The sequence below is a fragment of the Actinocatenispora rupis genome (genome assembly GCF_016861975.1).
GTDB lineage: Bacteria > Actinomycetota > Actinomycetes > Mycobacteriales > Micromonosporaceae > Actinocatenispora > Actinocatenispora rupis.
The window spans coordinates 112,288-136,970 of sequence record NZ_BOMB01000021.1; the positions used below are offsets into that span (position 1 = coordinate 112,288).

A 24,683-nucleotide genomic window follows, 5' to 3' on the forward strand; every position below is an offset into this window, starting at 1 on the left:
GGCAGGCGTCCATGGGTCAGGACCTCCTCGGGTCGAGGGCGTTGCGGAGGCCGTCGCCGACCATGTTCAGGCCGACCACGGCGACGACCACGGCGAGGGCGGGGAACAGCAGCGTCCACCACGCGTCGGGGAAGAAGTTCCGGGCGTCGGAGACCATCAGGCCGAGCGACGGGCTGGGCGGCTGGGTACCGAGGCCGAGGAACGACAGGCCGGCCTCGGTGAGGATCGCCCACGACAGCGCCAACGCCACCTGTACGGCGATCGGCGCGCCCACGTTCGGCAGCACGTGCCGGAACAGCAGGCGGCTGCGCGAGAACCCGAGCACCCGCCCCGCCTTCACGTACTCGGACTCGCGGACGGTCAGCACCGGTCCGCGCGCGACCCGTACGAAGATGGGGGTGTAGACGACGGCGATGGCGATCGCGGTGTTGAACCAGCCGTGGCCGAGCGCGGCGACCAGGGCGAGCGCCAGCAGCGTCGCCGGGAACGCGAAGAGCACGTCGGTGCAGCGGCCGACGACCGCGTCGAGTACGCCGCCGGCGAAGCCGGACAGTACGCCGAGCAGGCCGCCGACGATCGTCGCCATCCCGACCGACACGAGCGCGACGCGCAGCGAGGCGAAGACGCCGGCCGCGACCCGCGCCGCGATGTCCCGGCCGAACTGGTCGGTACCGAGCCAGTGCGCGCCGGACGGGCCGGCGAGCTGGCCGGTCCTGTTCTGTGCCAACGGATCCTGGCCCAGGTGCACCAGGGACACGACGGCGACGACGACGAGCAGCCCGACGAGTACGACGCCGATCAGGCCGTTGCGGTCGGCGACGATCCGCCGCGGCAGCGAGGGCTGACCGGCGGTACGCGGTGCCGGCGCGACGAGGGTCGCGGCGCGCGTCATGCCCGCCTCCCTTCGCTTCGGGTACGCGGGTCGAGCAGCCGGTAGACGACGTCGACGCCGAAGTTGACGACCACGAACGCGGCGGCCACGAGCAGCGTGACGCCCTGCACGATCGCGTAGTCCTGGTGCAGGATCCCGTCCAGCAGCAGCCGTCCGAGGCCGGGCAGCGCGAACACCTGCTCCACCACGAGCGTGCCGCCGAGCAGGTACCCGAACTGGATGCCGACCATGGTGACGATCGGGATGCCGGCGTTGTGCAGGATGTGCCGGAACCGTACGCGGGCCTCGGTGACGCCCTTGCCGCGCGCGGTACGGACGAAGTCCGACCCGGCCGCCTCCAGGTACGCCGAGCGCGTGGTGCGCATGACCGTCGCCGCGAGGCCGATGGCGAGAACCAGTGCGGGGTAGAGCATCTGGCGCAGGTTCCCGCCGAACGAGTCGCCGATCGACACGTACGTCCCGGCGCTCGGGGTGTACGCGAACGCGGACGCCAGCCACGCCACGGTCACCGTCGCCACCACGAACTCCGGTACGGCGAGCCCGAGCAGCCCGACGCCCTGGACCGACAGGTCCCGTACGGCGCCGGGGCGGCTCGCGGCGAGCATGCCGAACAGCACGCCGACCGGTACCGCGATGACCATCGCGAGGACGGCCAGTTCCAGGGTGACCGGCAGCGCGTCGCCGATCAGGTGCGTCACCGGTACGCCGGTGTCCATGGAGACGCCGAGGTCGCCGTGCAGCAACCCGCCGAACCAGCGGAAGAACTGCGTCACCGGCGAGGAGTCCAGCCCGTAGAAGTGGCGCAGTGCCGCGCGCTGGTCGGCGGTGAGGGTGGCCGCCTGGGTACCGAGCTTGGCGGTGATGGTGTCGCCGGGCAGGGCCCGGAGTACGACGAACACCACCACCGCCACGCCCACCAGGGTGCCGAGCATGCCGGCCACCCGGCCGAGCAGGTACCGCAGGCTCATGCGAGGCCCGCGACGCGCAGGTTCTCCAGCGAGTCGGACGGGGTGGCGGTGAACCCGGTCAGGCCCGTCGACTCCAGGTAGTACGTCTGGTTGCGGAACAGCCAGACCCACGGCGAGTCGTCGTTCAGCTGCTTGGACAGGTCACCGAACACCTGCTCGCGGGTGGCCTCGTCGGTGGTGCCGTTCGCCTTGCGCAGCAAGGAATCCAGCTTCGGGTCGGCCAGGCCGGCGGGCACCTTCAGGCTGCCGTCGCTCGTGAAGTACCGGTTGTACTGGAGGTACGGGTCGGTGCTGCCGCCGTTGAGCGCGACGGCCGCGTCGAAGTTCGCCTTGGACCAGTTCGGCACGTACACGTTGGTCTGCTGGCGGTCCAGGTCGAGCGTGACGCCGATCTTGCCGAGCTGCGACTGGAGCACCTGCGCGAGGTTCGTCGACGTCGAGTACTGCCCGGTCATCACGATCGTCTTGAGGTGGAATCCCTTGGCGTACCCGGCCTTCGCGAGCATCGCCTTCGCGCCGGCGGTGTCCCCGGCGGTGCAGCCGAGCCCGGCGTTCGCGTCGAACTGGTACGCGGGGCTCACGATCGGCCCGGTCTCCTTCGCCTGTCCGAAGTAGACGGTGTCGATGGCGTCCTTGCGGTTGACGGCGCAGGCGATCGCCTGGCGCACCTTCTTGTCCTTGAGCGGGCCGCGGCGACCGTTGAGCTGGAGTACGTGGTAGTCCAGGGTCGGGTTGGCGACCAGCTTCATCTTCTTGTTGGTCGACAACTGCTTGGTGAGCGCCGGGTCGCTGACGATGCCGAGGCTGAAGCTGCCGGCCTTCATGCCGGACACGATCGACGCCTCGTCCGGGATCACCCGGAACTGCACGCCCGCGTTCTTCGGCTTGCCGTTCCAGTAGTGGGTGTTCGCGGCGAGGTCGAGTTCCTGGCCCTGCTTCCACGACTTCCACGAGTACGGGCCGGTGCCGTCCGGCTTCTTGTCGACGGTGCCGGCCTTGATGTCCTTGGCCGACAGGATCGACGTCCCCGTGTACGACAGCGCGGTCAGCAGCGACGCGTCCGGCCGGGTGAGGTTCAGCTTCAGCGTCCGCGGGTCGGGCGCGTCGACGGCCGACACGTTCGCCAGGTACGAGCGGGCCACCGACGCGGTCTTCGGGTCGATGATCCGGTCCAGGCTGGCCTTCGCGTCCGCGGAGGTGAACGTCTGTCCATTGTGGAACTTCACGCCGTCCCGCAGGGTGAACGTGAGACTCCTGCCGCCGTCGCCCACCGTCCACTTCGTGGCGAGACCGGGCACCAGCTTGCCGTTCGCGTCGACCTGCACCAACCTGTCGTACACAAGCGCGAGCGTCTGGTTGGTGGCGAATGCGGTGGCGCGGGCCGGATCGAGCACGTCGACGTCGGCGGTGCGCGCGACGACCAGTTGGGCGGACTCGCCGGTCTTGCCGCCGTTGGTCGGGCTCGGGCTGCATGCCACCGCTCCGGCACCCAGTGCCAGGATCGCGGCGCCGATTCCCCACCGACGGGCTGGAATCCTTGTCACTGTTGGTCCTCCGTACTCGCTGGTGTGATCGACAGACAGTAACCCGGCCACGATCCGCACCGTCAAGTGGCACCGGGTTGGAAACACACTTCGAAGGTTATTTACAGTCCCTGGTGTGCAACGGGACCGCGCATCAGCGCTCGCCGAGATCGTCCGTGACCTGACCGACGCCGGCGTGCCCGGCGTACTGCTGCGCGTCGCCGACCGGACCGGCACCGTGGTCGAGCACCTCGCCGGCCACCGCCGGACGTACCGGATGGTGGACGGGCCGGGGTGGCTGCCGGGCCCGGGGGAGGGGCGCCGGGAACTGCGACGGCTCGACGACCCGCCGCCGATGACCCCCGACGCGGTGTTCGACCTGGCCTCGGTGAGCAAGCTCGCCGGCACCACCGCCGCGCTGATGTCGCTCACCGACGCCGGACTCGTCGACCCGGACGCCCCGGCCCGCGACTGGCTGCCCGACCTGCCCGTCCCGGTACGCCTGCGCGACCTGCTCCGGCACCGCGCCGGCCTCGCCGAGTGGTGGCCGGTGTACGCCGGGGCGGGGGAGCCGGGCGCCGTGGCCGCCGGCGTACCGGCGCGGTACCCGGTCGGGGCCGGCCGGCACTACTCGGACCTCGGGTTCATGCTGCTCGGCCGGGTGGTGGAACGCGCGGCCGGCGAGCCGCTGGCGGACGCGACCCGGCGGCTGGTGTTCGACCCGGCCGGCATGACCGGCGCGCACTACCGTCCCGGCGGCGCCGGTCCGGCCGTGCCGCTCGTCGCGACCGGCCACGGCGACTGGTACGAGCGGCGCATGATCGCCACCGGAAACCCTTACCCCACAGGCGTTTCCGCGGACGCGTTCGACCGGTGGCGGGAGTACACGATCGAGGGTGAGGTGCACGACGGGAACGCGTGGCACGCCTTCGGCGGGGTGGCCGGGCACGCCGGGCTGTTCGGCGGCGCCGACGACCTCGTCGCGTACGGCCGGGCGCTGCTCGACGCGGACGGCCCGTGGCGCCCCGACACCGTCGCGCGGTTCACCGCGGCGGGGCCGGATCCCGGTCAGGGACTGGGTTTCTGGCGCTGGCCGGAGTACGGCGCGGTCGGGCACGCCGGCTTCACCGGCATCCGGTTCGCCGTACTTCCCGCGTCGGGTGCGATCGTCGTGCTCATGACCAACCGGGTGCACGCCGCCGGCACCGACCTGCTCGACCTCGGCCCCTACTGGGACCGCACGCTCGCGACCGTGAGGGATGAGGCATGACCGACAACGACGGCAGCACCCGGGTGATCGGGCTGATGTCCGGCACGTCGTACGACGCGATCGACGTGGCCGCCGCGGAGTTCACCGCCGACGGGGACACGCTGCTGCTCCGCCCGCTCGGCGCCCTGTCGATCCCGTACGAGCCGGCCACGCGGGACGCGATCGCCGCCGTACTGCCGCCCGCGCCGACCACCATCGAGGCGGTCTGCCGGCTCACCACCGACCTCGGCCACACGTACGCCGGCGCCGCCGGGCGGGCGCTCGCCGAACTGTGCGGCGGTACCGCGGACCTGGTGTGCTCGCACGGCCAGACCGTCTACCACTGGGTGTCCGACGGCCGCGCGCTCGGCACGCTCCAGCTCGGCCAGCCGGCGTGGCTCGCCGCGGCGACCGGCCTGCCCGTCGTCTCCGACGTACGCTCCGCCGACGTGGCCGCCGGTGGTCAGGGCGCGCCGCTGGTCCCGGCGTTCGACGCGCTGCTGCTCGCCCCGGACCCCGGCGGCCCGCGCCGCGCCGCGCTCAACCTCGGCGGCATCGCCAACATCACCGTGCTGTCCGACGACACCGTCCTCGGGTACGACACCGGTCCGGCGAACGCGCTGGTGGACGTCGCGTGCGCGCGCTGGTTCGGCGAGCCGTACGACGACGGTGGCCGGCACGCCGCCGCCGGTACGGTGCTGCCCGACCTGCTCGCCGCCCTCCTCGCCGAGCCGTACTACGCGGCGCCGGCGCCCAAGTCCACCGGCAAGGAACTGTTCCACCCCGAGTACCTGGACGGGTTCCTGAGCGGGGACGAGCGCGGCGCGGACGTGGTGGCGACCCTCACCGAACTGACCGCGCGTACCGTCGCCGACCAGCTGCGGGCGCACCGCATCGCCGAGGTCGTCGCGGCCGGCGGCGGCCTGCGCAACCCGGTCCTCACCGCCCGGATCGCCGAGCTGGCCGGCTGCCGGCTGGACTCGATCGACCGGTACGGGATCGACCCGGACGCCAAGGAGGCGTACGCCTTCGCCCTGCTCGGCTGGCTCACCTGGCACGGCCTGCCCGGCGCCCTGCCCAGCGTCACCGGCGCCAGCCGCGCCGCGGTCCTCGGCTCCGTCACCCCCGGTACCGCGGCGCTGCGGCTGCCCGAGCCGGCGGCCATGCCGTCCCGGCTGCGCATCGTCCGCTGAGCCCCGGCGACACCCTCGTACGGCGGGGGTGTCGCCGCAGGTCAGCGAGCGCGCACCCGGTACACCGGGCAGCGGGGGCCATCGGGCGCAGCCGGCACCGGGCGGGACGGCCGGGCGAGTTGTGTGGGAAATGTGAAGCCGGCGGGGGAATGTGGTGAGGTAGCGACGGCGCACACAGGTGGCGTCCGACCTGCGGGTCTAGACTTCGAGCCCATGACATCGACTGACGATGCACTGCTCGGTTCGGTGCGGAGCCCCGCGGACCTGCGCCGGATGCCGGTGGGCCAACTGCCCGCGCTGGCGACCGAGATCCGCGACTTCCTGGTCGACAAGGTGTCGAAGACCGGCGGCCACCTCGGCCCCAACCTGGGCGTCGTCGAGCTGACGATCGCGCTGCACCGGGTGTTCGACTCGCCCGAGGACCGGATCCTGTTCGACACCGGCCACCAGGCGTACGTGCACAAGATCCTCACCGGGCGCCAGGAGGGCTTCGACCTGCTCCGGCAGCGCGGCGGCCTCTCCGGCTACCCGGACCGGGCCGAGAGCGAGCACGACACCATCGAGAACTCGCACGCCTCCACCGCCCTGTCGTACGCGGACGGGTTGGCGAAGGCGTACGCGCTGAAGGGGGAGCGGCGGCACGTCGTCGCCGTGGTCGGCGACGGGGCGCTGACCGGCGGCATGTGCTGGGAGGCGCTGAACAACATCGCCGCCTCCGACCGCCCGCTGGTCATCGTCGTCAACGACAACGGCCGGTCGTACTCGCCGACCATCGGCGGCCTCGCCAGCCACCTCGCCTCGCTGCGCCTGAGCCCCGGGTACGAGAAGGTCCTGGATCTGGTCAAGGAGTCGCTGGGGCGCACCCCGCTCGTCGGCGCCCCGCTGTACGAGGTGCTGCACGCGGTCAAGAAGGGCCTGAAGGACGCCGTCGCGCCGCAGGCGATGTTCGAGGACCTGGGCCTGAAGTACGTGGGGCCGGTGGACGGGCACGACTTCGTGGCGCTGGAGAGCGCGCTGGCGAAGGCGAAGCGGTTCGGCGGCCCGGTCATCGTGCACGCCCTGACCCAGAAGGGCAGGGGGTACGGCCCGGCGGAGACCGACGAGGTGGACTGCCTGCACCAGTCCGCCCAGTTCGATCCGGAGACCGGCAAGCCGCTCGCCGCCCCGGGCCGCAGCTGGACCGCGCCGTTCGTGGAGGAACTGGTCGCGGTCGCCGGCGAGCGCCCCGACATCGTCGGCGTGACCGCGGCGATGGCCGGCCCGACCGGCATCGAGAAGATGCGCGCCGTGTACCCGGAGCGGGTGTTCGACGTGGGCATCGCCGAGCAGCACGCCGTCACGTCGGCCGCCGGCCTGGCCCTCGGCGGCCTGCACCCCGTCGTCGCCGTGTACTCCACGTTCCTGAACCGGGCCTTCGACCAGGTACTGCTGGACGTGGCGCTGCACGGGCAGGCGGTCACGTTCGTACTGCACCGGTCCGGTATCACCGGCCCCGACGGGCCGAGCCACTACGGCATCTACGACATGTCGATCCTCGGCGTGGTCCCCGGGCTGCGGCTCGCCGCGCCGCGCGACGAGACGACCGTACGGGAGGAGTTCCGCGAGGCGGTCGGGGTGTCGGACGGGCCGTCCGTGGTGCGGCTGCCCACCGGCAGCCTGCCCGCCGACCTGCCCGCCGTGGAACGCCTCGGCGAGGGCATCGGCGCCGTCGACGTCCTCCGCCGCGACGGGTCCGCCGACGTACTGCTCGTCGCGGTCGGCTCGTTCGCGCACCTGGGCATGGAGATCGCCGACCGCGTCGCCGGCCAGGGGTACGGCGTGACCGTGGTCGACCCGCGCTGGGTGCGCCCCGTGTCCGACCGGCTGGTCGAGCTGGCCGCCGGGCACCGGCTCGTCGTCACCCTGGAGGACGGCGTACGCGCCGGCAGCGTCGGCTCGGCGCTCGACCAGGCGCTGTCCGACGCCGAGGTGCACGTACCGCTGCGCGACCTGGCCGTACCGGTGGGGTTCCATCCGCACGGCACCCGCGGCGAGATCCTGTCCGACCTGGGCCTGACCGCGCAGGACGTGGCGCGCCAGGTGACCGAGTGGGTGGCCGGCGCGGACGCCGACCACACCGCGCCGGGTTCGCTGCCGGCCGACCAGCTCCGCCGCCCCGCCCGCTGACCCGGTTCGTACGCCGGCCGGTCGTCGTGCCGGCCCGGCGTACGCTGGCGCGGTGTCCGGACCGGAGCTTCGTACCGAGCGACTGGTTCTGCGCCGGTGGCGGGACGCCGACCGCGTCCCGTTCGCCGAGCTGAACGCGGATCCGCGGGTGACCGAGCATTTCCGGTCCCCGCTGAGCCGGGAGCGCAGCGACGCGCTGGTGGACCGGATCGAGGCCGGCTTCGAGGAGTACGGCTTCGGCCTGTGGGCGGTCGAGGTGGCCGGGTCGGGCGAGTTCGTGGGCTTCACGGGGCTGGCGGTGCCGAGTTTCGAACCGCCGTGGGGCCGGTCCGTCGAGATCGGCTGGCGGCTCGCCGCACACGCCTGGGGCCACGGGTACGCCACGGAGGCGGCGACCGCCGCGCTGGACCACGGGTTCGACGTGGCCGGGTTGCCGTCGGTCGTGTCGTTCACCGCCCGGACGAACGTACGCTCGCTGGCCGTGATGCGCCGACTGGGCATGACGTACGACCCGGCGGACGATTTCGACCATCCCGTCCTGCCGCCGGGGCACCGGCTGCGCCCGCACGTGGTGTACCGGCTGACCGCCGCGGACTGGCGCGCGCGTCGTACCGGCTGAATTTTCTTTCCTGGGTGTTGCGCGGGGGTGAACGCGGGGCTAGCTTCTACACGTGTTGACGACACGTGTAGATCGGAGGACGGATGCCGACGCGCAATGACGTCGCGAAGCTCGCCGGCACCTCGGCCGCCGTGGTCAGCTACGTGCTCAACGACGGCCCGCGGAACGTGTCCCCCGCGACCCGGGAGAAGGTCCTGCGCGCCGTCGCCGAACTCGGATACCGGCCGAACGGGGTGGCCCGCGCCCTCCGCGGCGGCCGGTCCCGGACCATCGGGCTGATCGTCCCGGACAACTCCAACCCGTTCTTCGCCACGCTCGCCCGCGCCGTCGAGGACGCCGCCTTCGCGCAGGACTACGCCGTCCTGCTCGGCAACTCCACCGAGAGCACCGACCGCGAGCAGCGGTACCTCTCGACGTTCCTGGAACGGCAGGTGGAGGCGATCCTGCTGATCAGCGTCGACGGTGAGCCCGAACTCGCCGAGGTGCACCGGGTCGGCACGCCCGTCGTCCTGCTCGACCGGCAGGTACCGGGCGGGGACGCGTCGTCGGTCGTCGTGGACAACGCCGGCGGCGCCAACGAGGCCACCCGCCACCTGCTCGACCACGGCCACGCCACCGTCGCCTGCGTGTCCGGCCCCACCGGGTTGCCCGTCGCCGACGAACGCTTCCGCGGCTGGCGCGAGGCGGTACGTGCGGCCGGCGGCGCGGAGGTGTCCGTGCCGGCACCGTTCACCCGCGCCGGCGGGTACGCCGCGGCCGCCGAACTGCTCGCCGCCCACGACCGGCCGACCGCCGTGTTCGTGGCCAGCGAGCAGCAGGCCATCGGCGTCCTGCGCGCCGCCGCCGACCGTGGCGTACGGGTGCCGGCGGACCTGGCGCTGGTGACGTTCGACGGCACCGAGGACGGCGAGTTCGCGCACCCGCCCCTCACGACGGTACGGCAGCCGGTGGAGCGGCTCGCCGCGCGCGCCATGGACGTCCTGCTCGCCGGCGGCGACCGTACGCCGGAACACCACGTACTGCCCTTCGAGCTGCTGCTGCGCCGCTCGTGCGGGTGCGGACAGGAGGCCGCGCAGTGACCAGAACAGTGAGCCGGCGGGCGCTGCTCGGGCTGGGGGCGGCAGTGCCCGCGGCCGGGCTGCTCGCCGCGTGCGGCGGATCCGGCGGTGGTGGCCGGACCGTGCAGTTCGTCGGTCCGGAGCTGCCGAAGACGTTCGCGCCGGTGATCGCCGGGTTCGAGCGCGCGCATCCGGGCGTGACCGTGAAGTACACGTCGGTGCCGTTCGACCGGGTGAACGACGTGCTCCAGGCGCGGTTGGGCGCGAAGGACGCCGAGGTCGACGTGTTCACCGTGGACCCGCCGCGGGTGTCGGCGCTGGCGGCGCGCGGCTTCCTCAAGGACCTCACCTCGTACCGCGGGGAGGTGGACCGGGCGGTGCTGCCCGGCCAGGCCGACCCGTCGTACTTCCGGAGTCGACTGTGGACGGTGCCGATCTGGAGTTCGACCCAGTTCCTTTACTACAACACCGATCTGCTCGCCAAGGCCGGCATCACGCCGCCCGGCCGGGGCCCCGCCGACCGACTCACCTGGGAGCGCGTCGTCGAACTGGGCCGGAAGGCGCAGAAGTCCGGCGCGGAGTACGGGCTGCTGCTGGAGCAGACCGACCGCTACTACCAGCTCCAGCCGCTGCCGGCGTCGCTCGGCGGCGGGTCCGGCATCGACCCGCACGACGAGCTGACCCCGGCCGTCACCAACGACGCCTGGGTACGCGCGATGCGCTGGTACGGTCGGATCTTCGCCACCGGCGTCGCCCCGCGCGGGGTGTCCTCCGACCAGATGAACGCGATCTTCTCGGGCGGGCACGCGGCGTTCATGGTCGGCGGCCCGTGGAACATCGGCACCCTGTCGGCGCAGAAGAAGTTCCGCTGGGGCATCGCCCCGCACCCGTACTTCGAGGGCGGAAGTCCCGTCACCCCAACGGATTCCTGGGGTTGGGGCGTCAACCCGTACGGCGCGAACGCCGGGCTGGGCCTCGACTTCGTGCGGTACGCGGCGCTGACGAAGGCCGGCAGCCTCGCCACCATCCGCAACAACCCGATCATCCCGGCCAACGCCGCCGCGTTCCCCGCGTACAAGACGGTGTTGGCGGAGCAGGGCGGGGAGTCGTCGGCCGGGGTCGGCGCGCTGATGGAGTACGAGCTGACCCGCACCGCGATCCACCGGCCGCGCACCATCGGGTACATCCAGTTCGAGGACATCATGAACAAGGCGTTCGCCGACATCCGCAACGGTGCCGATCCGGCGCGCCGGCTGCGGTCCGCGGCGGCGGCCCTGCGCAGCGCCTGGGAGCAGTTGCGATGACGACCGTGACGAAGACGAAGGAAACCGTTGCGCCGCAACGGAAGGCGAAACGTCCACTGTGGATGCGGTTGCGGCAGAGTCCGGCCGCCGCGGCGCTGCTGTTCCTGGCGCCGGGCCTGCTGTTCCTGGTCGTCCTGCGTATCGCGCCGGCCGTCTCGGCGGTGGCCAGCAGCCTGTTCCACTACAGCCTGCTGCGCGACACCACGTCGTTCGTGGGGTTCGACAACTACGCGACGCTGTTCCGCGACAGCGACTTCCACCAGGCCGTCCTGGTCACGTTGCTGTTCAACGTGATCATCAACCCGCTCCAGATCGCGGTGTCGCTGGCGCTGGCCGTGCTGCTCAACCAGAAGCTCGCCGGCGTACGGTTCTGGCGCGCGCTGGTGTTCCTGCCCATCGCCGTACCGCCGGCGGTGTCGGCCGTCGTCTGGGACGTGGCGTTCCAGCCGAACGGTCTGATCAACGCGTTCCTGCGGGTGTTCGGGCTGCCGGCGCAGCCGTTCCTCACGTCGGGCAGCCAGGCGCTGTGGTCGATCATGATCCTCTGCTCCTGGATCGGCGTCGGCTACTGGATGATGTTCCTCATCTCCGGCCTCAACGACATCCCGACCTCCCTGTACGAAGCGTCCACACTGGACGGTGCCGGCGCCTGGAAACGCTTCTGGTACATCACGTTCCCGATGCTGCGCCGGCCGCTGGCGTTCGTCCTGGTGGCCGACACGGTGTCGAACTTCCTGGTGTTCGCGCCGGTGCAGATCCTCACCAACGGCGGCCCGGAGAACGCCACCAACCTCGCCATGTTCGACATCTACCGGCGCGCGTTCACGCTTGGGAACATGAACCTGGCCCAGGCCGAGGTGGTACTGCTGATGCTCGTCACGCTCGTCGTGGTGGCCGTCCAGTTCCGCCTCCTGCGGAGCAAGGAGTAGTTGATGACGACCCCATCCGTGCCCCGGCGCCGCCTCGGCCGTACCGTCGGGACCGTCGCCGCGGCGGTCATCGGCATCGCGTTCGCGTTCCCGCTGCTGTGGGTGCTGACCAGTTCGTTGCGCCCCGGCAACGACATCTTCTCGTACCTGTCGCCGCTGTCGATCGGTAGCTTCCTGCCGATCCACGCCGACCCGGCGAGCTACGGCGCGCTGGTGCACAGCGACTTCGGCCGGGCGATCCTGAACTCGATCGTGGTCAGCCTGGTCACCGTCGTGTTCGGGTTGCTGTTCTCGGCGATGGCGGCGTTCGGGCTGTCCGCGATCAAGTTCCGCGGGCAGGGGGTGCTGTTCGGGATCGTGGTACTGAGCTTCCTGATCCCGTTCGACGCGATCTCGATCCCGCTCGCCGACCTGTTCCGCGACGTGAACCTGCAGAACACGTACCTGGGGCTGATCCTGCCCGGGATCGGCAACGGGCTGGCCATCTTCCTGATGCGGCAGTTCTTTCTCGCGATCCCCACCGAGATCGTCGAGGCGGCCCGGATGGACGGGCTCGGCTGGTGGGGCGTGTTCACCCGGATCTACCTGCCGCTGTCGAAGCCGACGCTGGTCGGCGCCGGCATGACGCTGTTCCTGTTCCAGTGGCAGGCGTACATGTGGCCGTTGCTCATCGGCACCGAGCCCAGCAAGCAGCTCGCCCCGATCGCGCTGGCCAACATGCGCGGCCAGTTCACCGTCGACTTTGGACAGGTGTTCGCCGGATCGCTTGTCCTGACGGTGATCCCGCTCGTCCTGATCCTCGTCTTCCAGCGGCACTACACCCAGTCGCTCGCCTCCACCGGTACCAAGGACTGAAAGGCACGTCATGACCCACCACGTCATCCTCGACACCGACATCGGGTCCGATGTGGACGACGCCCTCGCCCTCGGCGTACTCCTCGGTTCGCCCGAGGTCGAGCTCGTCGGCGTCACCACCGTGTACGGCGACACCACGCTGCGGGCGCGGCTGGCGTCCCGGCTGGCCCGGCTCGCCGGGCGCGAGATCACCGTCGTACCGGGGGAGTCCGAGACGCTGACGGGCCGCGACGTGTGGTGGGCCGGGCACGAGGGCAAGGTGTTCGACGACCTGGCGGACGAACCGGTGTCCACAGTGGACGGTGTACGTTTCCTGGTCGACACCCTACTCTCCCGGCCCGGCGAGATCGACCTCGTCGCCATCGGCCCGCTGACCAACGTGGCCCGCGCGATCCGCGCCGACGAGCGCTTCGCCGGCGCCCTGCGCCACCTGTACGTGATGGGTGGGCGTTTCGACCGCGCCGACCCCGAGCACAACTTCAGGTCCGACCCGGAGGCCGCCGACATCGTCTACTCGGCCGGGATCGGTTCCACCACAACGGGTCTGGAGGTCACCCAGACCGTACAGCTGGCGGCGGACGGGGTCGAGCGGATCGCCGCGGCCGGCGCGTTCGGTGCCGCGCTGAAGGCCGAGATCGCGCAGTGGTGGCGCTTCAACGGCGAGCAGTGGAACACCCCGCACGACCCGCTGACCGTCCTCACCATGCTCACCGGCGACCTCTTCGAGTACGCCACGGGCACGGTCACCGTGGACCCGGGCGACGGCATCAGCCGGCTCACCGAGGGCGCCGGCACCGCCCGCGTGTCCACCTCGGTACGCGTCGGCGACGCCGCCGAACAGATGATCGCCCGCATCGTCGCCGCCTCCTGAACGACGCGAGCCCGCCGGCGGCGAGCGATCCAGGTCGCCGCCGCCGGGACGGGGCGTCTTCACGCCGTAGCGCGAGAGGCATTGTGCGGCAAGGGATCCATGGCGGAACCGTCCGATGTGGACGGTGTCAACGGCGTCAGCGCGGGGTGACCGACGGGGGACGGTTGTCGCGCCCCCACGTCGACGGCTTCGCCCCCAGTACGAAGGCGAGCGTGCCGCCGCGCACCAGGTCGGCGTGCCGTACCCACGGGCCGGTGAGCGCCTTGCCGTTGAGCCGCACGGACTGCACGTACCGCGTGGTGTCGGAGGCGCCGTCCGCGGTGATCCGCAGCGTACGGTCGCCGGCGAGCCGGAGCGTCGCGCCGGGGAACAGCGGCGCGGACACGTAGTACCAGTCGTGGCCGGGGTTGGGGTAGAGGCCGAGCGCGGCCCACACGAACCAGGCGGACATCGCGCCGGCGTCGTCGTTGCCGGGCAGCCCGTCGCGGCCAGTCCGGTACCCCTCGGCGAGCAGCCGCCGCGTCACGTCCGCGGTGCGGTCCGGCCGGCCGGCGTGCAGGTAGAGGAACGGCGCGTGCAGGTCCGGCTCGTTCGACGCGTCGAACCGCTGCTTGTCGAACAGCCGGTCCAGCCACGCCACGAACTTCGCGTCGCCGCCCATCTTCACGATCAGGCCCTGCACGTCGTGCGGCACCATCGTCGTGTACTGGTAGGCGCTGCCCTCGTAGAAGTGCGGGCTGCCCGCGTCGTTCGGGTCGAACGGCGAGAGCCAGCGGCCGTCCGCGTACCGCGGGCGGATCGTGCCGGTGGACCCGTCCCACAGGTTCGTCCAGTTGCGCGAGCGCCGTCGGTACCGTTCGGCCACGGCCGAGTCGCCGAAGTGCGTCGCCACCTGCCCGATGCAGAAGTCCTCGTACGCGTACTCCAGGGTGCGCGAGGCGGTGCGGCTGCCGTGCGAGTCGGCGGGCCGCTCGTGGTCGACCGGCAGGTATCCGATGCGCAGGTAGTCGGTCAGCTCGCGCCCCTCGACCTGCGGCTTCGGCGAGTCGTGCTCGCCGTCCTTGCGCAGCGCCCGGTACGCCGTGCGGAAGTCGACGCCGGCCAACCCCTTCACCACCGCGTCCGCGACGAGCACGTCACCGTTCGTCCCGCCCTGGATGAAGCAGTTGACGCCGGCGATCCGCGCATCCGGCAGCCACCCCGTGTACTGGTACGTCTCGATCAGCGAGGCGACCATCTGCGCCTGCCGCGCCGGCTGGATCAGCGTCAGCAGCGGGTGCAGCGCGCGACTGGTGTCCCAGAGCGTGTAGTAGTCCTCGTAGTGCGGCGTCTTCGCCTTCCACCACACGTTCTCGCCGGTCAGGTCGTGCGGCATGAGCTGGCAGTGGTAGAGCGCGGTGGCGAACACCTTGCGCTGCTCGGCGCTGCCGCCGGTCACGACCGCCCGGCTCAGCGCGTCCTTCCACGCGGTACGCGCGTCGCGCCGGACCGCGTCGAAGTCGCGCATGCCCAGCTCGTCGGCGAGCGTCCGATGCGCCTGCGCCGTACTGACGAACGACACCGCGACCTTCAACTCCACCGCGCGGTGCACCCCGGTACGCACCGAGACCACCGCGCCGACCTGCTGCCGGCGCCCGCCGGTCACCTCCCGGAAGCCCGAGCTGAGCGTCTCGTCGACGAACGTCGCCACCGCCGCGAACGGCTGGTCCAGCCGCGCCGCGAAGTACAGCGTGTACTCCCCGCCCCGGTCACCCCACCCGCCGGTGACCGTGACCGAACCCTCCAGCTTGTTGTCGCCGACCACCTTCAGCGTGGTCTTCGTCGGCGTCTGCGCACCGTTCGTGTCGATCACCGAACTGGCGTCCAGCACCAGATGCCCGCCGTGCCCGTCCGGGAACGTGTATCGGTGCACCGCGCACCGCCGGCTCGCCGTCAGCTCCACCAGCACCTTCGGGTACGTCAGGCGCACCCGGTAGTACCCCGGCTCGGCGTGCTCGTCGGCGCGGCCGGAACTCAGCCCGTCGGTGCGGATCCGCCCGGTGATCGGCGAGACGCGGAAGTTCCCGTACCGCGAGTCGCCGCCGGTGCCGGACACGTGCGTCTGCGAGAAGCCGACGATCGGGTCGGTCGCGGAGTAGCCGGCGCTGGACGGGTTGTCGGTGTCCGGGCTGGCCGCCGCGAACCCGAATGGCAGGTGCGCCCCCGGGTACGTGTTGCCCGGGGTGTCGGTGCCGATGAACGGATCGACGTCGTCGACCATGCTCGGCGGCGGGGCGTCGTGCGCCGCCTTGCCGCTCGGCTCGCACGCGGCGAGCAGCCCCGCCGCGGCCAGCGCCGGCGGCAGCCCCAACGCCCCGCGCAGCAGCGTCCGCCTGCGCAGCGTTGATGGCGAAATGTCGCGCCGCTGCGCCGGATCCGGCCCGTCCACGTCGGTCCCCACGCTCGCTGCCTACGACTTGACCGGGCGTGCCACCCGGATCTTGTGCACACCGGCCCGGAACGCGTCGAGTGTGTCCGGATTGACGGTGAACCGCCAGTCCTTCGTACCGGTGCTCTCCTTGTTGTACTCGAACCACACGAAGCCCACGACGTCGTCCCGACCGGTCAGCCAGTTGAAGAACGCGGTCGTCCAGGTCGCCTGGTTCTTCCCCGGCCCGGCACCGGTCTCGGTGATGAGGATCTTCTTCTTCGTGAACGTGCGCAGCCGCAGGATCGTCTCCTCGAACGTCTGCGACGCCCGCGTCTCCTCGTCCGCCGCGTACCCCACCATGCCGATCCAGTCGACGTACCTGTCGCCCGGGTACAGCGGGCGCAGCGAGACGCTCGGCACCGGGCGCACGATGTTCGGGCTCCACACCCAGATGACGTTGTCCGCGCCGACCTTCGTGAAGATGTCGTGCACGTGCCGCCACGCCTTCACGTACTGACCCGGGCTGTTGCCGGACTTGCTCTCCGACCACGGGTACCAGTTGCCGTTCATCTCGTGGCCGAACCGCAGCACGATCGGCCACTTCTGGTCCTTGACCGCCGTCGCGAACCGCGTCACGTACCCGTCGTAGCCGCCGTCGATGATCCGGGACAACGCGTACTGCTTCTGGCTGGTGCCCTGCTGCAACCCTGCCCACGGCTCCCAGGTGATCGCCGGCACCGCGCCCTGCTGGTAGCTCGCCACGACCGCCTGCGGGCGGAAGTCCTCCGTCCAGTTGACGAAGTACTCCAGCAGGTTGGGCTGCTTGCCGGCCTTGCCGGCGATGCCGTTGATCTCGTTCTCCGACCACGGCGCCTGCGGCGTCGAGAGCCCGAAGTACTTCCCCTTCGGGTCGAGGACCTCGGCCTTGGTCGGGATCCGCGCGGCCAGCTGCCGGCTCGCCGTCGGGTCCGGCGTGGCGAAACCGCGGGCGGACGCCTCCATGCCGCGGAACCCGCCGCCGACCGTGAAGTAGAGCACGCCTCCGGAGAGCAGCAACAGCAGGACAGCGTTGACACCCATCCAGATCCGGTAGCTGCGCTGGGAGATGAGTCGATGCCTAGACACTGCTCATCACCGTAGCGGCCAGCAGCAGTCCACCCAACACGTACGGAATGAGGGCCTGGGGGTTGCGTCCGCGCTTGCCCTCGAACCCGCCGGCCCGGGTGCCCCACGATGCGTTGTGTGCCAGCCGGAAGAAGCCCACCACCCGCACCGGCATCAGGACGAACGTGTTGATGAGCATGAAGATCGGCAGGTACGCCATGTCGTTGGGGCGGTACGCGAAGTGCCTGCCGAACCTGATGCCGAGTCCCATCACCGTCATCATCGCGCTGAACACGAGCAGCGTTACGAGCGCCAGCCAGCCGGTCTCCGGCAACGGAAGCCGCCCGTACAGCTCGGACCGGGAACCGGTGAACAGCGCCACCATCCACGACGCGAACGAGCCGATCAGGATGAACGGCACCACGATGTCCGCCACGTAGAACAGCGCCAGCACGGGCGCGTTGCGCAGCATCCACGGCAACATCCGGAGCGTGTTGTACTGCGACCCGCGGGCCCACCGGAACTGCTGCTTCACCAGCTTCTTCAACTTCGTCGGCGCGTCCGTGTACACCAGCGAGGTGGACTGCACGACCGTCTTGTACCCGTCGATCAGGGTGTAGTTGGTGAGCGTGCGGTCGTCCGACACCTCGATGAACACGCCGAGGAACGGCTCCGTCCGGAACCGCATCATGTTGTCCACCAGGATCTTCCGCCGGAACGCGATCGTGCGCCCCGGCAGGCAGCCGACCGTGCCGAGCACGCTCATCGCCGGCATCGAGTACTCGTTCCGGATGTTCTCCAACCAGTCGGCCCAGCGGGTCAGCATGCCGCGCTCCGGGTTGAGGATGCGCTGCCGGGTGCTGACCCCGCCCACCTCCGGGTCACGGAACGGCTTCACCAGCTCGCGCAACGTGTCCCGGGTCCACATGGTGTCCGAGTCGACCAGTACCACGATGTCGCCGGTCGCCAGCTCCACGCCGATGTCCACGGCGTTGCGCTTGCCCGGCGTCTCCGTCCAGGTCCAGCCCACGCCGACCCGCTCGCACACCTTCTCCAGCGTCTCGTTGCGCGGCCCGTTGATGACCACGATGACCTCGGTCGGCCGCTGCAGGACGATGCGCTCCAGTACCGAGACGAAGAGTTCCTCCTCCTCGTCCACCACCGGGATCACCACCGACGTCGTGGTGTGCCAGTCCGCCTGCCACGGCCGGTACTGCCGGGCCAGGATCGCCTTCGTCAGCCACAGCAACCAGATCACGGCCATGAACACCGCGAACGGGTAGATGTGGCCGGAGTGCAGCCACTCCGAGATCTGCAACAGGAACGCCAGCACGATGCCTACCTACGACGGCTTCCGGGTCAGCAGCGCCAGGGTCAGCCCCGCCGGATGCCACGTGCGGCTCGTCTGGAACTGGGCCCGCAGCGCCGTCTCCTTCGTCCCGCCGATGTTGCGCAACGGGTCCGACACCGCGCCGAGCCGTACCACCCACACCCGGCTCACCTTGGTGGGCAGGCACTTCGTCGCGTCCGGGCACTCCACCGCCAGCACCTTGCCGTTGGTGCGCTGCGCCTGCGTGAGCATCAGGTCCTTCGGCCGCGACCCGGCCGCCAGGTAGTGCGCCACGGTGTCCCGGCCGACCCAGCCACCGCCGGGATCGTCCGTCCCGTACACGATGCCGTCGCCGGGTTGCTCGTTGTTCGCGATGATGGTCGCCATGCCGCGGGTGTCCTGGTCGTGCCCGGCCTGCGCACGCAGCGTCGCCTGCGCCGGGATGCCCACCAGCGCCACCGCCGCCACCACCAGCAGCCCGCGTACCAACGGGATCCGGTCCAGGGTCACCGCGGCGAGCAGCACCCAGGCCGGCAGCGTGAACAGCAGGTACCGCGGCAGCCACACCGACGTGTAGTGCCCGGCGACGAACAGCACCGCCGCCGGCAGCACCGCCCACGCCGTGTACACCACCGCCGGATGCCGGTACGTCACGGCCAGCGCGCCCAGCACCAGCAGCGCCCCACCGATCGCCGTCGCCCCGAACAACTGGTACGGGAAGGCGGCCAGGCTCGTGATGCTCGACGGCGCCACCCACCCGACCTGGCCGCGCTGCCCCATCGACGCCACCAGCAGGACCACCGCCGGCGCCCCGCCGACCAGCGCACTCGGCAGCCAGCCGGCGAACGCGCGGCGCCGCATCGCCAGTACCAGCAGGCCGTGCGCGACCAGCAGTACCAGCGAGATCACGTTGAACAGCCCCATGACCGCGACGACCAGCACGTACGGCAGGAAGCGCACGAACCGCGGCCGGTCCAGCGCCCGCGCCAGCAGCAGCGTGGCCAGCGTCGCCGCGCACACCACCAGCGCGTACACCCGGGCCTCCTGCCCGTAGCGCGAGGTGGCGGGGAGGACGGCGAACAGCAGGCCGGCGATCAGGCCGGCGCGCGGGCCGCCGAACCGGGAGCCGAGCGCGGCGACCAGCGCCGCGGTGACCGTCATCGCGATCACCGACGGCAGCCGCAGCGACAGGTCCGACGAGCCGAGCAGCTGCGTCCAGGCGCGCATGAACACGTAGTACGGGCCGTTGACCATGTCGGTGGAGCGCAGCAGGCCCCACATCGACTGCCACGGCACGGTGGTCATGCCCCAGGTGGCCAGCTCGTCCGCCCAGAGTCCCGGGCGGTCCGCGCGGAAGATGCCGATGACCGCGGTGAGCAGCGCCGCGCCGAGCCACGCGAGCTGGGTCAACGCCCGGTTGGTACCGCGGAATCCGCCGGCCACCATCGCCGTACCGACGACCGGAGCCGGCGACGACGGCGCGGACGAGACCGGCTCGTCGTGGCGGTCGAGGTCGAGGTGCAGCACGTCGGTGTCGTCGCTGGCGTTCCGGGAGTCGCCGTCGCGGAGCACCGTGGAATCGTGGCCACGGTCGCCGTCCCGTACGCCCGCCGCACCACGCGGTCGCTCGACGGCGGCGGCCCCGTGCGCACGGTCCTCGTCGCGTACCGGTGCCGCACCGTGGCTCCGGTCCGCCACCGCGGCATGTCCGCGGTCGGTGGGCGCGTGGCCGCGGTCGGGGGGCGCGTGGCCCCGGTCGCCGGCCGGGACCGGCGCGGAACCGTGGTCGCGCGGCGGCACGCCGTCGCGCAGCCGGGACGGCGGTGCCGCGGGCCGGTCGGTGCCGTGGTCCTCGTCACGGTCGGGGGAGGCGGGCCGCACCGCCGGCACCGACGCGCGGCCCGGCCGTGGCGTACCGCCGGTCGGGCGGTCCGCCGGTCGGCGGGACTGCGCGGGGAGGCCACCGTCGCCGCGGTCGACCGTGGCACGGCCGGCGGGTCGGGCCTCCGGAGCGCCCGGCGCGGACCGGTCGCCGTTCAGCCAGCCGGCGAACGCCTCGGCCTCTGCCTCGGCCTCGGCCGCCTCCGCCGAGGCGTGCCGGTCCCGACGAGACGGCGTACCCGTGCCGCTGCGCGGCTCGGTGCCCTCGCGTCCGGACAGCATCGAGGTTTCGTCGAGTTCACTCACGGTTCATCGCAGGGGGTGCACCTGATCGGTTGCGACTCTCGGCCACTGTGACAGGCGGCCACGATCTGGGGGGTTGTGACGGAGTGCCCAAGATACCGCTTGATCGCAATCCGCCCCGACCCGCATCGATGCCGTTGAATCACGATGTCGTGCACGTCACCACCACGGGGTTGGTCGGACCCTTGTGGTGGCGCGGGATCTCCGCCCTCGCGCCGGTACCGCACGCACATCGGCGACCTATACCATCCGTCGCAGAGCACGGCGGTACGGAAGAGAGAGAGTGAGATGCAGACAATCGGCCCGTACACGTTGCGGGACCTGCTCGGCGCGGGTGCCGCGGGCCGGGTCTGGCGAGCGTACGACCAGCAGGGCGGCCAGGTCACCATGGCCGTGCTCGAAGGCCCGGCAGCCAACGACCCCCAGCGGCGCTGGCAGTTCAGTACGACGGTCGAGCAGGCGCGGCAGTCCTCGCCCGCCGGTGCGCCGGTCGCCGCCGACCTGGTCGGGCAGGTGCCGTGGGTGGCGTACCACGACGACGGTGGGGCCACGGCGGCGAACATCTTCGCCGCGATGGGTGTGCCGTGCGAGCCGGTCGCCGCGCCGACCAGCGGCGTACCGGGGCCGGTGTCCGCGGCGCCCGCGTCCGGCCAGCCGATGCAGCAGCCGCCCCAGCCGGGGCCACAGCAGCCGGTGCCGGGCCAGCCGCTGCCGACGCCGGTGTCGGGCATGCCGGTGTCCGGGCAGCCCATGTCGGCGCAGCCGCAGCCGACCGACGACGAGCCGCCCACGACGATGCTCCGGCCGGGTGCGGAGGGCTTCGCGCCGCCGCAGCAGCAGGTGCCGCCGCAGGTGCCGCAGCAGGGCTTCGGCCCGGGCGAGCATCCCGGGCCGGGGTTCGCGGAGGCCGAGCCGGCGAACCCGTTCGAGCCGGTCGACCCGTTCAACGCCAACGGCGGTCAGGCGCCCGCCGATCCGTTCTCGCCGCAGCAGCCGCAGCCCCAGCAGGCCCAGCCGCCGCAGCAGCAGCCGTTCCAGCCGCAGCCCGATCCGTTCCAGCCGCGGCCGGAGGCGTTCCAGCAGCAAGCGCAGCAGCCGCAGCCGGACGCCAACGGCTACCCGCAGCAGCCGCCGCAGTACCCGGCGCAGAACCGGTTCGACGACGAGCCGCCGCCGAAGAAGAGCCGCAAGGGCCTGCTCGTCGTGCTGATCGTGGTCGTACTGGTGGTGCTCGCCGGCGGTGTCGGCGGCGCGGTGTACTTCACGCAGGGCGGCAAGCCGGACACCAAGCCGACGGCGGGTCCGAAGCCGAGCGGCGGGTCGGCCACGAAGCAGGGCCAGCCCACGCCGCAGACCCAGAAGAGCGCACCGAGTACGCCGAAGCAGCCCGGCAAGGAGCCGCCGAAGAACGGCTCGTGGCCGGCGAGCTTCGCGAAGTTCGGGTCGGGTGACAAGGCGAAGCAGCAGGCGGACCTGGCCGGCCTGGGCTTCACGTTCAGTACGCCGGGGGACTGGACGTGCACCAAGCGGGACCAGTCCACGACGTACGTGAACTACCACTGCGGCAGCAGCAAGACGAAGGCCGGCGGTGACGTGATCGTGCGTACCTGCGGGGAGCCGTGCGATCCGGCCAAGAAGATCAAGATGCGCCAGGACGAGGAGGCGTTCGGTCTCCAGTGGGTCCGGGACGGCGGGAACTCGTCGTGGGCCGAGGGCAAGAAGGTCGCCGTGCCGAGCGGCGGCACCGGATACGGACTGGTGCTGGTCCGTTACTGGCACAGTAAGCCGGGCGGGCCGATGGACCGTCAGGTGGTCGTCCGGTTGACCGGCCCGACGTCGTCGGCGAAGGATCTGCAGAAGGTCGAGAACAGTGTCCGGGATGCGACACAGTAGCGGCCGGGTCGCCGCGACCCGCTGATCCATCCAACGGAACATCTACGCAGGTCAATATGGCCGCCGGGGTTCGCCTCGGCGGCCGCCGCGTGTCCCGGGGCCCGGCTTGCCCGGCGCCCCGCCGACCGGGGATGATGCACGCCACCGGAGGATTTCTCGCACCGCCGCACCGGTACTCCCGGGCGGCCGTGCCGCGGTCGAGGGGAGGCAACGGCGATGCGCGTCCTGGTCATCGAGGACGAGCGGGCGCTCACCGATGCCGTCGCCCGCGGGCTGCGGCGCGAGGGCATGGCCGTCGACACCGCGTACGACGGCACCATCGGCCACGAGATGGCCCTCACCACGCGGTACGACGTGGTCGTGCTCGACCGTGACCTGCCCGGCGTGCACGGCGACGAGATCTGCGTCGACCTGGTGCGGTCCGCGGCGCTGACCCGGGTGCTGATGCTGACCGCGTCGGGCAGCGTGGCCGAGCGGGTGGAGGGGCTGGAGCTGGGCGCCGACGACTACCTGGCGAAGCCGTTCGCGTTCGACGAGCTGGTGGCGCGGGTGCGGGCGCTGGGTCGGCGGGCGACGCCGGCCGCACCGCCCGTCCTGCGGGTCGCCGACGTGGAGCTGGATCCGGCGAAGCGCGGCGTGCTGCGTGCCGGCCGCGCGCTCGACCTGACCCGCAAGGAGTTCGGCGTACTGGAAGAGTTGATCAAGGCGCGCGGCGGCGTGGTGTCCAGCGAGGAACTGCTCGAACGGGTGTGGGACGCGAACGCCGACCCGTTCACCACGACCGTCCGGGTCACCGTGATGACCCTGCGTCGAAAGCTGGGTGATCCGCCGCTCATCGAGACGGTGGTGGGCGCCGGCTACCGCATCTCCGCCGCATGACCGGATCCGCGGCCGGCCGCCGCTTCCGACTGCCGCGCCCCGGTCTGCGCCGCCCCGTCGGTACGCCCCGGCCCACGCTCCGGCTGCGGTTGACGCTGCTCAACGGGATCCTGCTGATCGGGGCGGGCGCGCTGCTGCTCGTACTCGCCTGGGTGGTGCTCCAGCAGTCCCTCAACCCGACCGCCGACCTGCGGCCCGGTTCCCGCGTCACGCTGGCCGACGGCCGCGTCGTCGACGCCCGCGAGTACCAGAGCCGGGTCGCCCGGGACACCGAGATCGAGGTCGTACTCAAGGGTCTGGCGGCGCTGGTGGTGATCAGCTCGGCCGGCGTGATCGGCGGGTACGTCGTGACCGGGCGGGCGCTGCGCCCGCTCACCGCCGTCACCTCGACCGCGCGCCGGCTGACCGGCGAGACGATGGACCAGCGCATCCGGTACACCGGGCCGGACGACGAGATCCGCGAGTTGGCGAACACGTTCGACGCGATGCTCGACCGGATCGGTACGGCGTTCGAGTCGCAGCGCCGCTTCGTCGCGAACGCCAGCCACGAGCTGCGTACCCCGCTCGCCGTGATGCGTACCGAGGTGGACGTGGTGCTGGCCGACCCCGAGTCGGACCAGGAGGAGCTGCGCCGGATGGGCCGGGTCGTCCGGGAGGCGTCCGAGCGGGCGAATACGCTGGTCGAGGCGCTGCTGCTGCTGGCGCGTACCGAGGCGCAGGCGGGGCGGCGGCTGGTTCGCAAGGTGCCGACGGACCTGGCCGCGGGCGTGGCCGTCGCCCTCTCCGCGGTACGCCCGGACGTCGACCGGATGCACCTGACCGTGCAGGTCGCCACGCCGCCGGTGCCGGTCGTCGGCGACCCGAGCCTGCTGGAACGGCTCGCCGGCAACCTCGTCGAGAACGCCGTCCGGTACAACCACGTCGGCGGGACGGTGTGGGTCCGCACGTCCGGCGACGACGAGCACGCCCGGCTGGTCGTCGGCAACTCCGGCGCCGAGCTGGACCCGACCGAGGTGCCCGGGTTGTTCGAACCGTTCCGGCGCGGCGGCCGGGAGCGTACCGGGACGCGCGGGGCCGGGCTGGGGCTGTCCATCGTCCGCGCCGTCGTCGACGCGCACGGCGGCTCGGCCAGTGCCCGCGCGCTGGCCGGCGGCGGGCTGGAGGTCACCTGCACCCTGCCCGCCGCCGGCACCACACCCCCGGTCCGTGCCGCCGCCCCGGTCCTGCCCCCGGACTGCTGATTCGCAGTCCCTGCA

The 24,683-nt window shown here is 71.8% G+C and carries 19 protein-coding genes; 12 read left to right on the forward strand and 7 right to left on the reverse strand.

What is annotated here, in order from left to right; all coding sequences use genetic code 11:
* Window positions 1-16 precede the first annotated feature (16 nt).
* The 3 genes from Aru02nite_RS18490 to Aru02nite_RS18500 are packed head-to-tail and all read right to left on the reverse strand — an operon-like array spanning window position 17 to window position 3,404.
* Entirely contained in the window at window positions 17-892 is an 876-nt protein-coding gene (locus Aru02nite_RS18490; RefSeq protein WP_203659248.1) for an ABC transporter permease, read from the reverse strand.
* A complete protein-coding gene (locus Aru02nite_RS18495; protein WP_203659252.1) occupies window positions 889-1,860 on the reverse strand; it encodes an ABC transporter permease in 972 nt (323 codons plus the stop codon). The genes Aru02nite_RS18490 and Aru02nite_RS18495 overlap by 4 nt, the downstream gene beginning before the upstream one ends.
* Window positions 1,857-3,404, reverse strand: coding sequence for an ABC transporter substrate-binding protein (locus Aru02nite_RS18500; RefSeq protein ID WP_203659255.1), 1,548 nt, complete (start codon window positions 3,402-3,404; stop codon window positions 1,857-1,859). The genes Aru02nite_RS18495 and Aru02nite_RS18500 overlap by 4 nt, the downstream gene beginning before the upstream one ends.
* 115 nt (window positions 3,405-3,519) lie before the next feature.
* Here Aru02nite_RS18500 and Aru02nite_RS18505 point away from each other — a divergent pair, with 115 nt between their 5' ends.
* The 9 genes from Aru02nite_RS18505 (at window position 3,520) to Aru02nite_RS18545 (ending at window position 13,627) form a co-directional block, all read left to right on the forward strand.
* Window positions 3,520-4,653 carry a serine hydrolase domain-containing protein gene (locus Aru02nite_RS18505; protein ID WP_203659258.1) on the forward strand — a complete coding sequence of 378 codons (1,134 nt, stop codon included), beginning with the start codon at window positions 3,520-3,522 and terminating at the stop codon, window positions 4,651-4,653.
* Window positions 4,650-5,825 carry an anhydro-N-acetylmuramic acid kinase gene (locus tag Aru02nite_RS18510; RefSeq protein ID WP_203659260.1) on the forward strand — a complete coding sequence of 392 codons (1,176 nt, stop codon included), beginning with the start codon at window positions 4,650-4,652 and terminating at the stop codon, window positions 5,823-5,825. Before Aru02nite_RS18505 ends, Aru02nite_RS18510 begins: the two co-directional genes overlap by 4 nt.
* Before the next feature lie 213 nt (window positions 5,826-6,038).
* Window positions 6,039-7,991, forward strand: coding sequence for a 1-deoxy-D-xylulose-5-phosphate synthase (dxs, locus tag Aru02nite_RS18515; RefSeq protein WP_203659263.1), 1,953 nt, complete (start codon window positions 6,039-6,041; stop codon window positions 7,989-7,991).
* Window positions 7,992-8,043: 52 nt separating this feature from the next.
* Window positions 8,044-8,610, forward strand: coding sequence for a GNAT family N-acetyltransferase (locus Aru02nite_RS18520; protein WP_203659266.1), 567 nt, complete (start codon window positions 8,044-8,046; stop codon window positions 8,608-8,610).
* Between the two features lie 83 nt (window positions 8,611-8,693).
* On the forward strand, window positions 8,694-9,689 hold the full coding sequence (locus Aru02nite_RS18525) for a LacI family DNA-binding transcriptional regulator (protein ID WP_203659269.1): 996 nt from the start codon (window positions 8,694-8,696) through the stop codon (window positions 9,687-9,689).
* The gene (locus Aru02nite_RS18530; protein WP_203659272.1) at window positions 9,686-10,972 is read left to right on the forward strand and encodes an ABC transporter substrate-binding protein; all 1,287 of its coding nucleotides are present in this window, start codon (window positions 9,686-9,688) and stop codon (window positions 10,970-10,972) included. Before Aru02nite_RS18525 ends, Aru02nite_RS18530 begins: the two co-directional genes overlap by 4 nt.
* A complete protein-coding gene (locus Aru02nite_RS18535) occupies window positions 10,969-11,901 on the forward strand; it encodes a carbohydrate ABC transporter permease (protein WP_203659275.1) in 933 nt (310 codons plus the stop codon). The genes Aru02nite_RS18530 and Aru02nite_RS18535 overlap by 4 nt, the downstream gene beginning before the upstream one ends.
* A 3-nt stretch (window positions 11,902-11,904) precedes the next feature.
* Window positions 11,905-12,756, forward strand: coding sequence for a carbohydrate ABC transporter permease (locus Aru02nite_RS18540; protein ID WP_203659278.1), 852 nt, complete (start codon window positions 11,905-11,907; stop codon window positions 12,754-12,756).
* Window positions 12,757-12,766: 10 nt separating this feature from the next.
* Entirely contained in the window at window positions 12,767-13,627 is an 861-nt protein-coding gene (locus tag Aru02nite_RS18545) for a nucleoside hydrolase (RefSeq protein ID WP_203659281.1), read from the forward strand.
* Window positions 13,628-13,763: 136 nt separating this feature from the next.
* Here Aru02nite_RS18545 and Aru02nite_RS18550 read toward each other — a convergent pair whose 3' ends face one another.
* Genes Aru02nite_RS18550 through Aru02nite_RS18565 form a run of 4 tightly spaced genes read right to left on the reverse strand, consistent with a single transcriptional unit; the run spans window position 13,764 to window position 20,658 of the window.
* Window positions 13,764-16,067, reverse strand: coding sequence for a GH92 family glycosyl hydrolase (locus tag Aru02nite_RS18550; RefSeq protein WP_203659284.1), 2,304 nt, complete (start codon window positions 16,065-16,067; stop codon window positions 13,764-13,766).
* A 9-nt stretch (window positions 16,068-16,076) separates the two neighbouring features.
* On the reverse strand, window positions 16,077-17,162 hold the full coding sequence (locus Aru02nite_RS18555; RefSeq protein ID WP_203659287.1) for a glycoside hydrolase family 26 protein: 1,086 nt from the start codon (window positions 17,160-17,162) through the stop codon (window positions 16,077-16,079).
* Window positions 17,155-18,474 (reverse strand): glycosyltransferase, encoded by a 1,320-nt coding sequence (locus tag Aru02nite_RS18560; protein WP_203659290.1) that lies wholly within the window; start codon window positions 18,472-18,474, stop codon window positions 17,155-17,157. Before Aru02nite_RS18560 ends, Aru02nite_RS18555 begins: the two co-directional genes overlap by 8 nt.
* A 9-nt stretch (window positions 18,475-18,483) precedes the next feature.
* Window positions 18,484-20,658 (reverse strand): glycosyltransferase family 39 protein, encoded by a 2,175-nt coding sequence (locus tag Aru02nite_RS18565; RefSeq protein ID WP_203659293.1) that lies wholly within the window; start codon window positions 20,656-20,658, stop codon window positions 18,484-18,486.
* A gap of 285 nt (window positions 20,659-20,943) precedes the next feature.
* Here Aru02nite_RS18565 and Aru02nite_RS18570 point away from each other — a divergent pair, with 285 nt between their 5' ends.
* The 3 genes from Aru02nite_RS18570 (at window position 20,944) to Aru02nite_RS18580 (ending at window position 24,668) form a co-directional block, all read left to right on the forward strand.
* Complete coding sequence (locus tag Aru02nite_RS18570) at window positions 20,944-22,548, forward strand: protein kinase family protein (RefSeq protein WP_203659296.1); 1,605 nt, start codon at window positions 20,944-20,946, stop codon at window positions 22,546-22,548.
* A 216-nt stretch (window positions 22,549-22,764) separates the two neighbouring features.
* Entirely contained in the window at window positions 22,765-23,427 is a 663-nt protein-coding gene (locus tag Aru02nite_RS18575; RefSeq protein WP_203659299.1) for a response regulator transcription factor, read from the forward strand.
* Window positions 23,424-24,668 (forward strand): sensor histidine kinase, encoded by a 1,245-nt coding sequence (locus Aru02nite_RS18580; protein ID WP_203659302.1) that lies wholly within the window; start codon window positions 23,424-23,426, stop codon window positions 24,666-24,668. Before Aru02nite_RS18575 ends, Aru02nite_RS18580 begins: the two co-directional genes overlap by 4 nt.
* Window positions 24,669-24,683 lie beyond the last annotated feature (15 nt).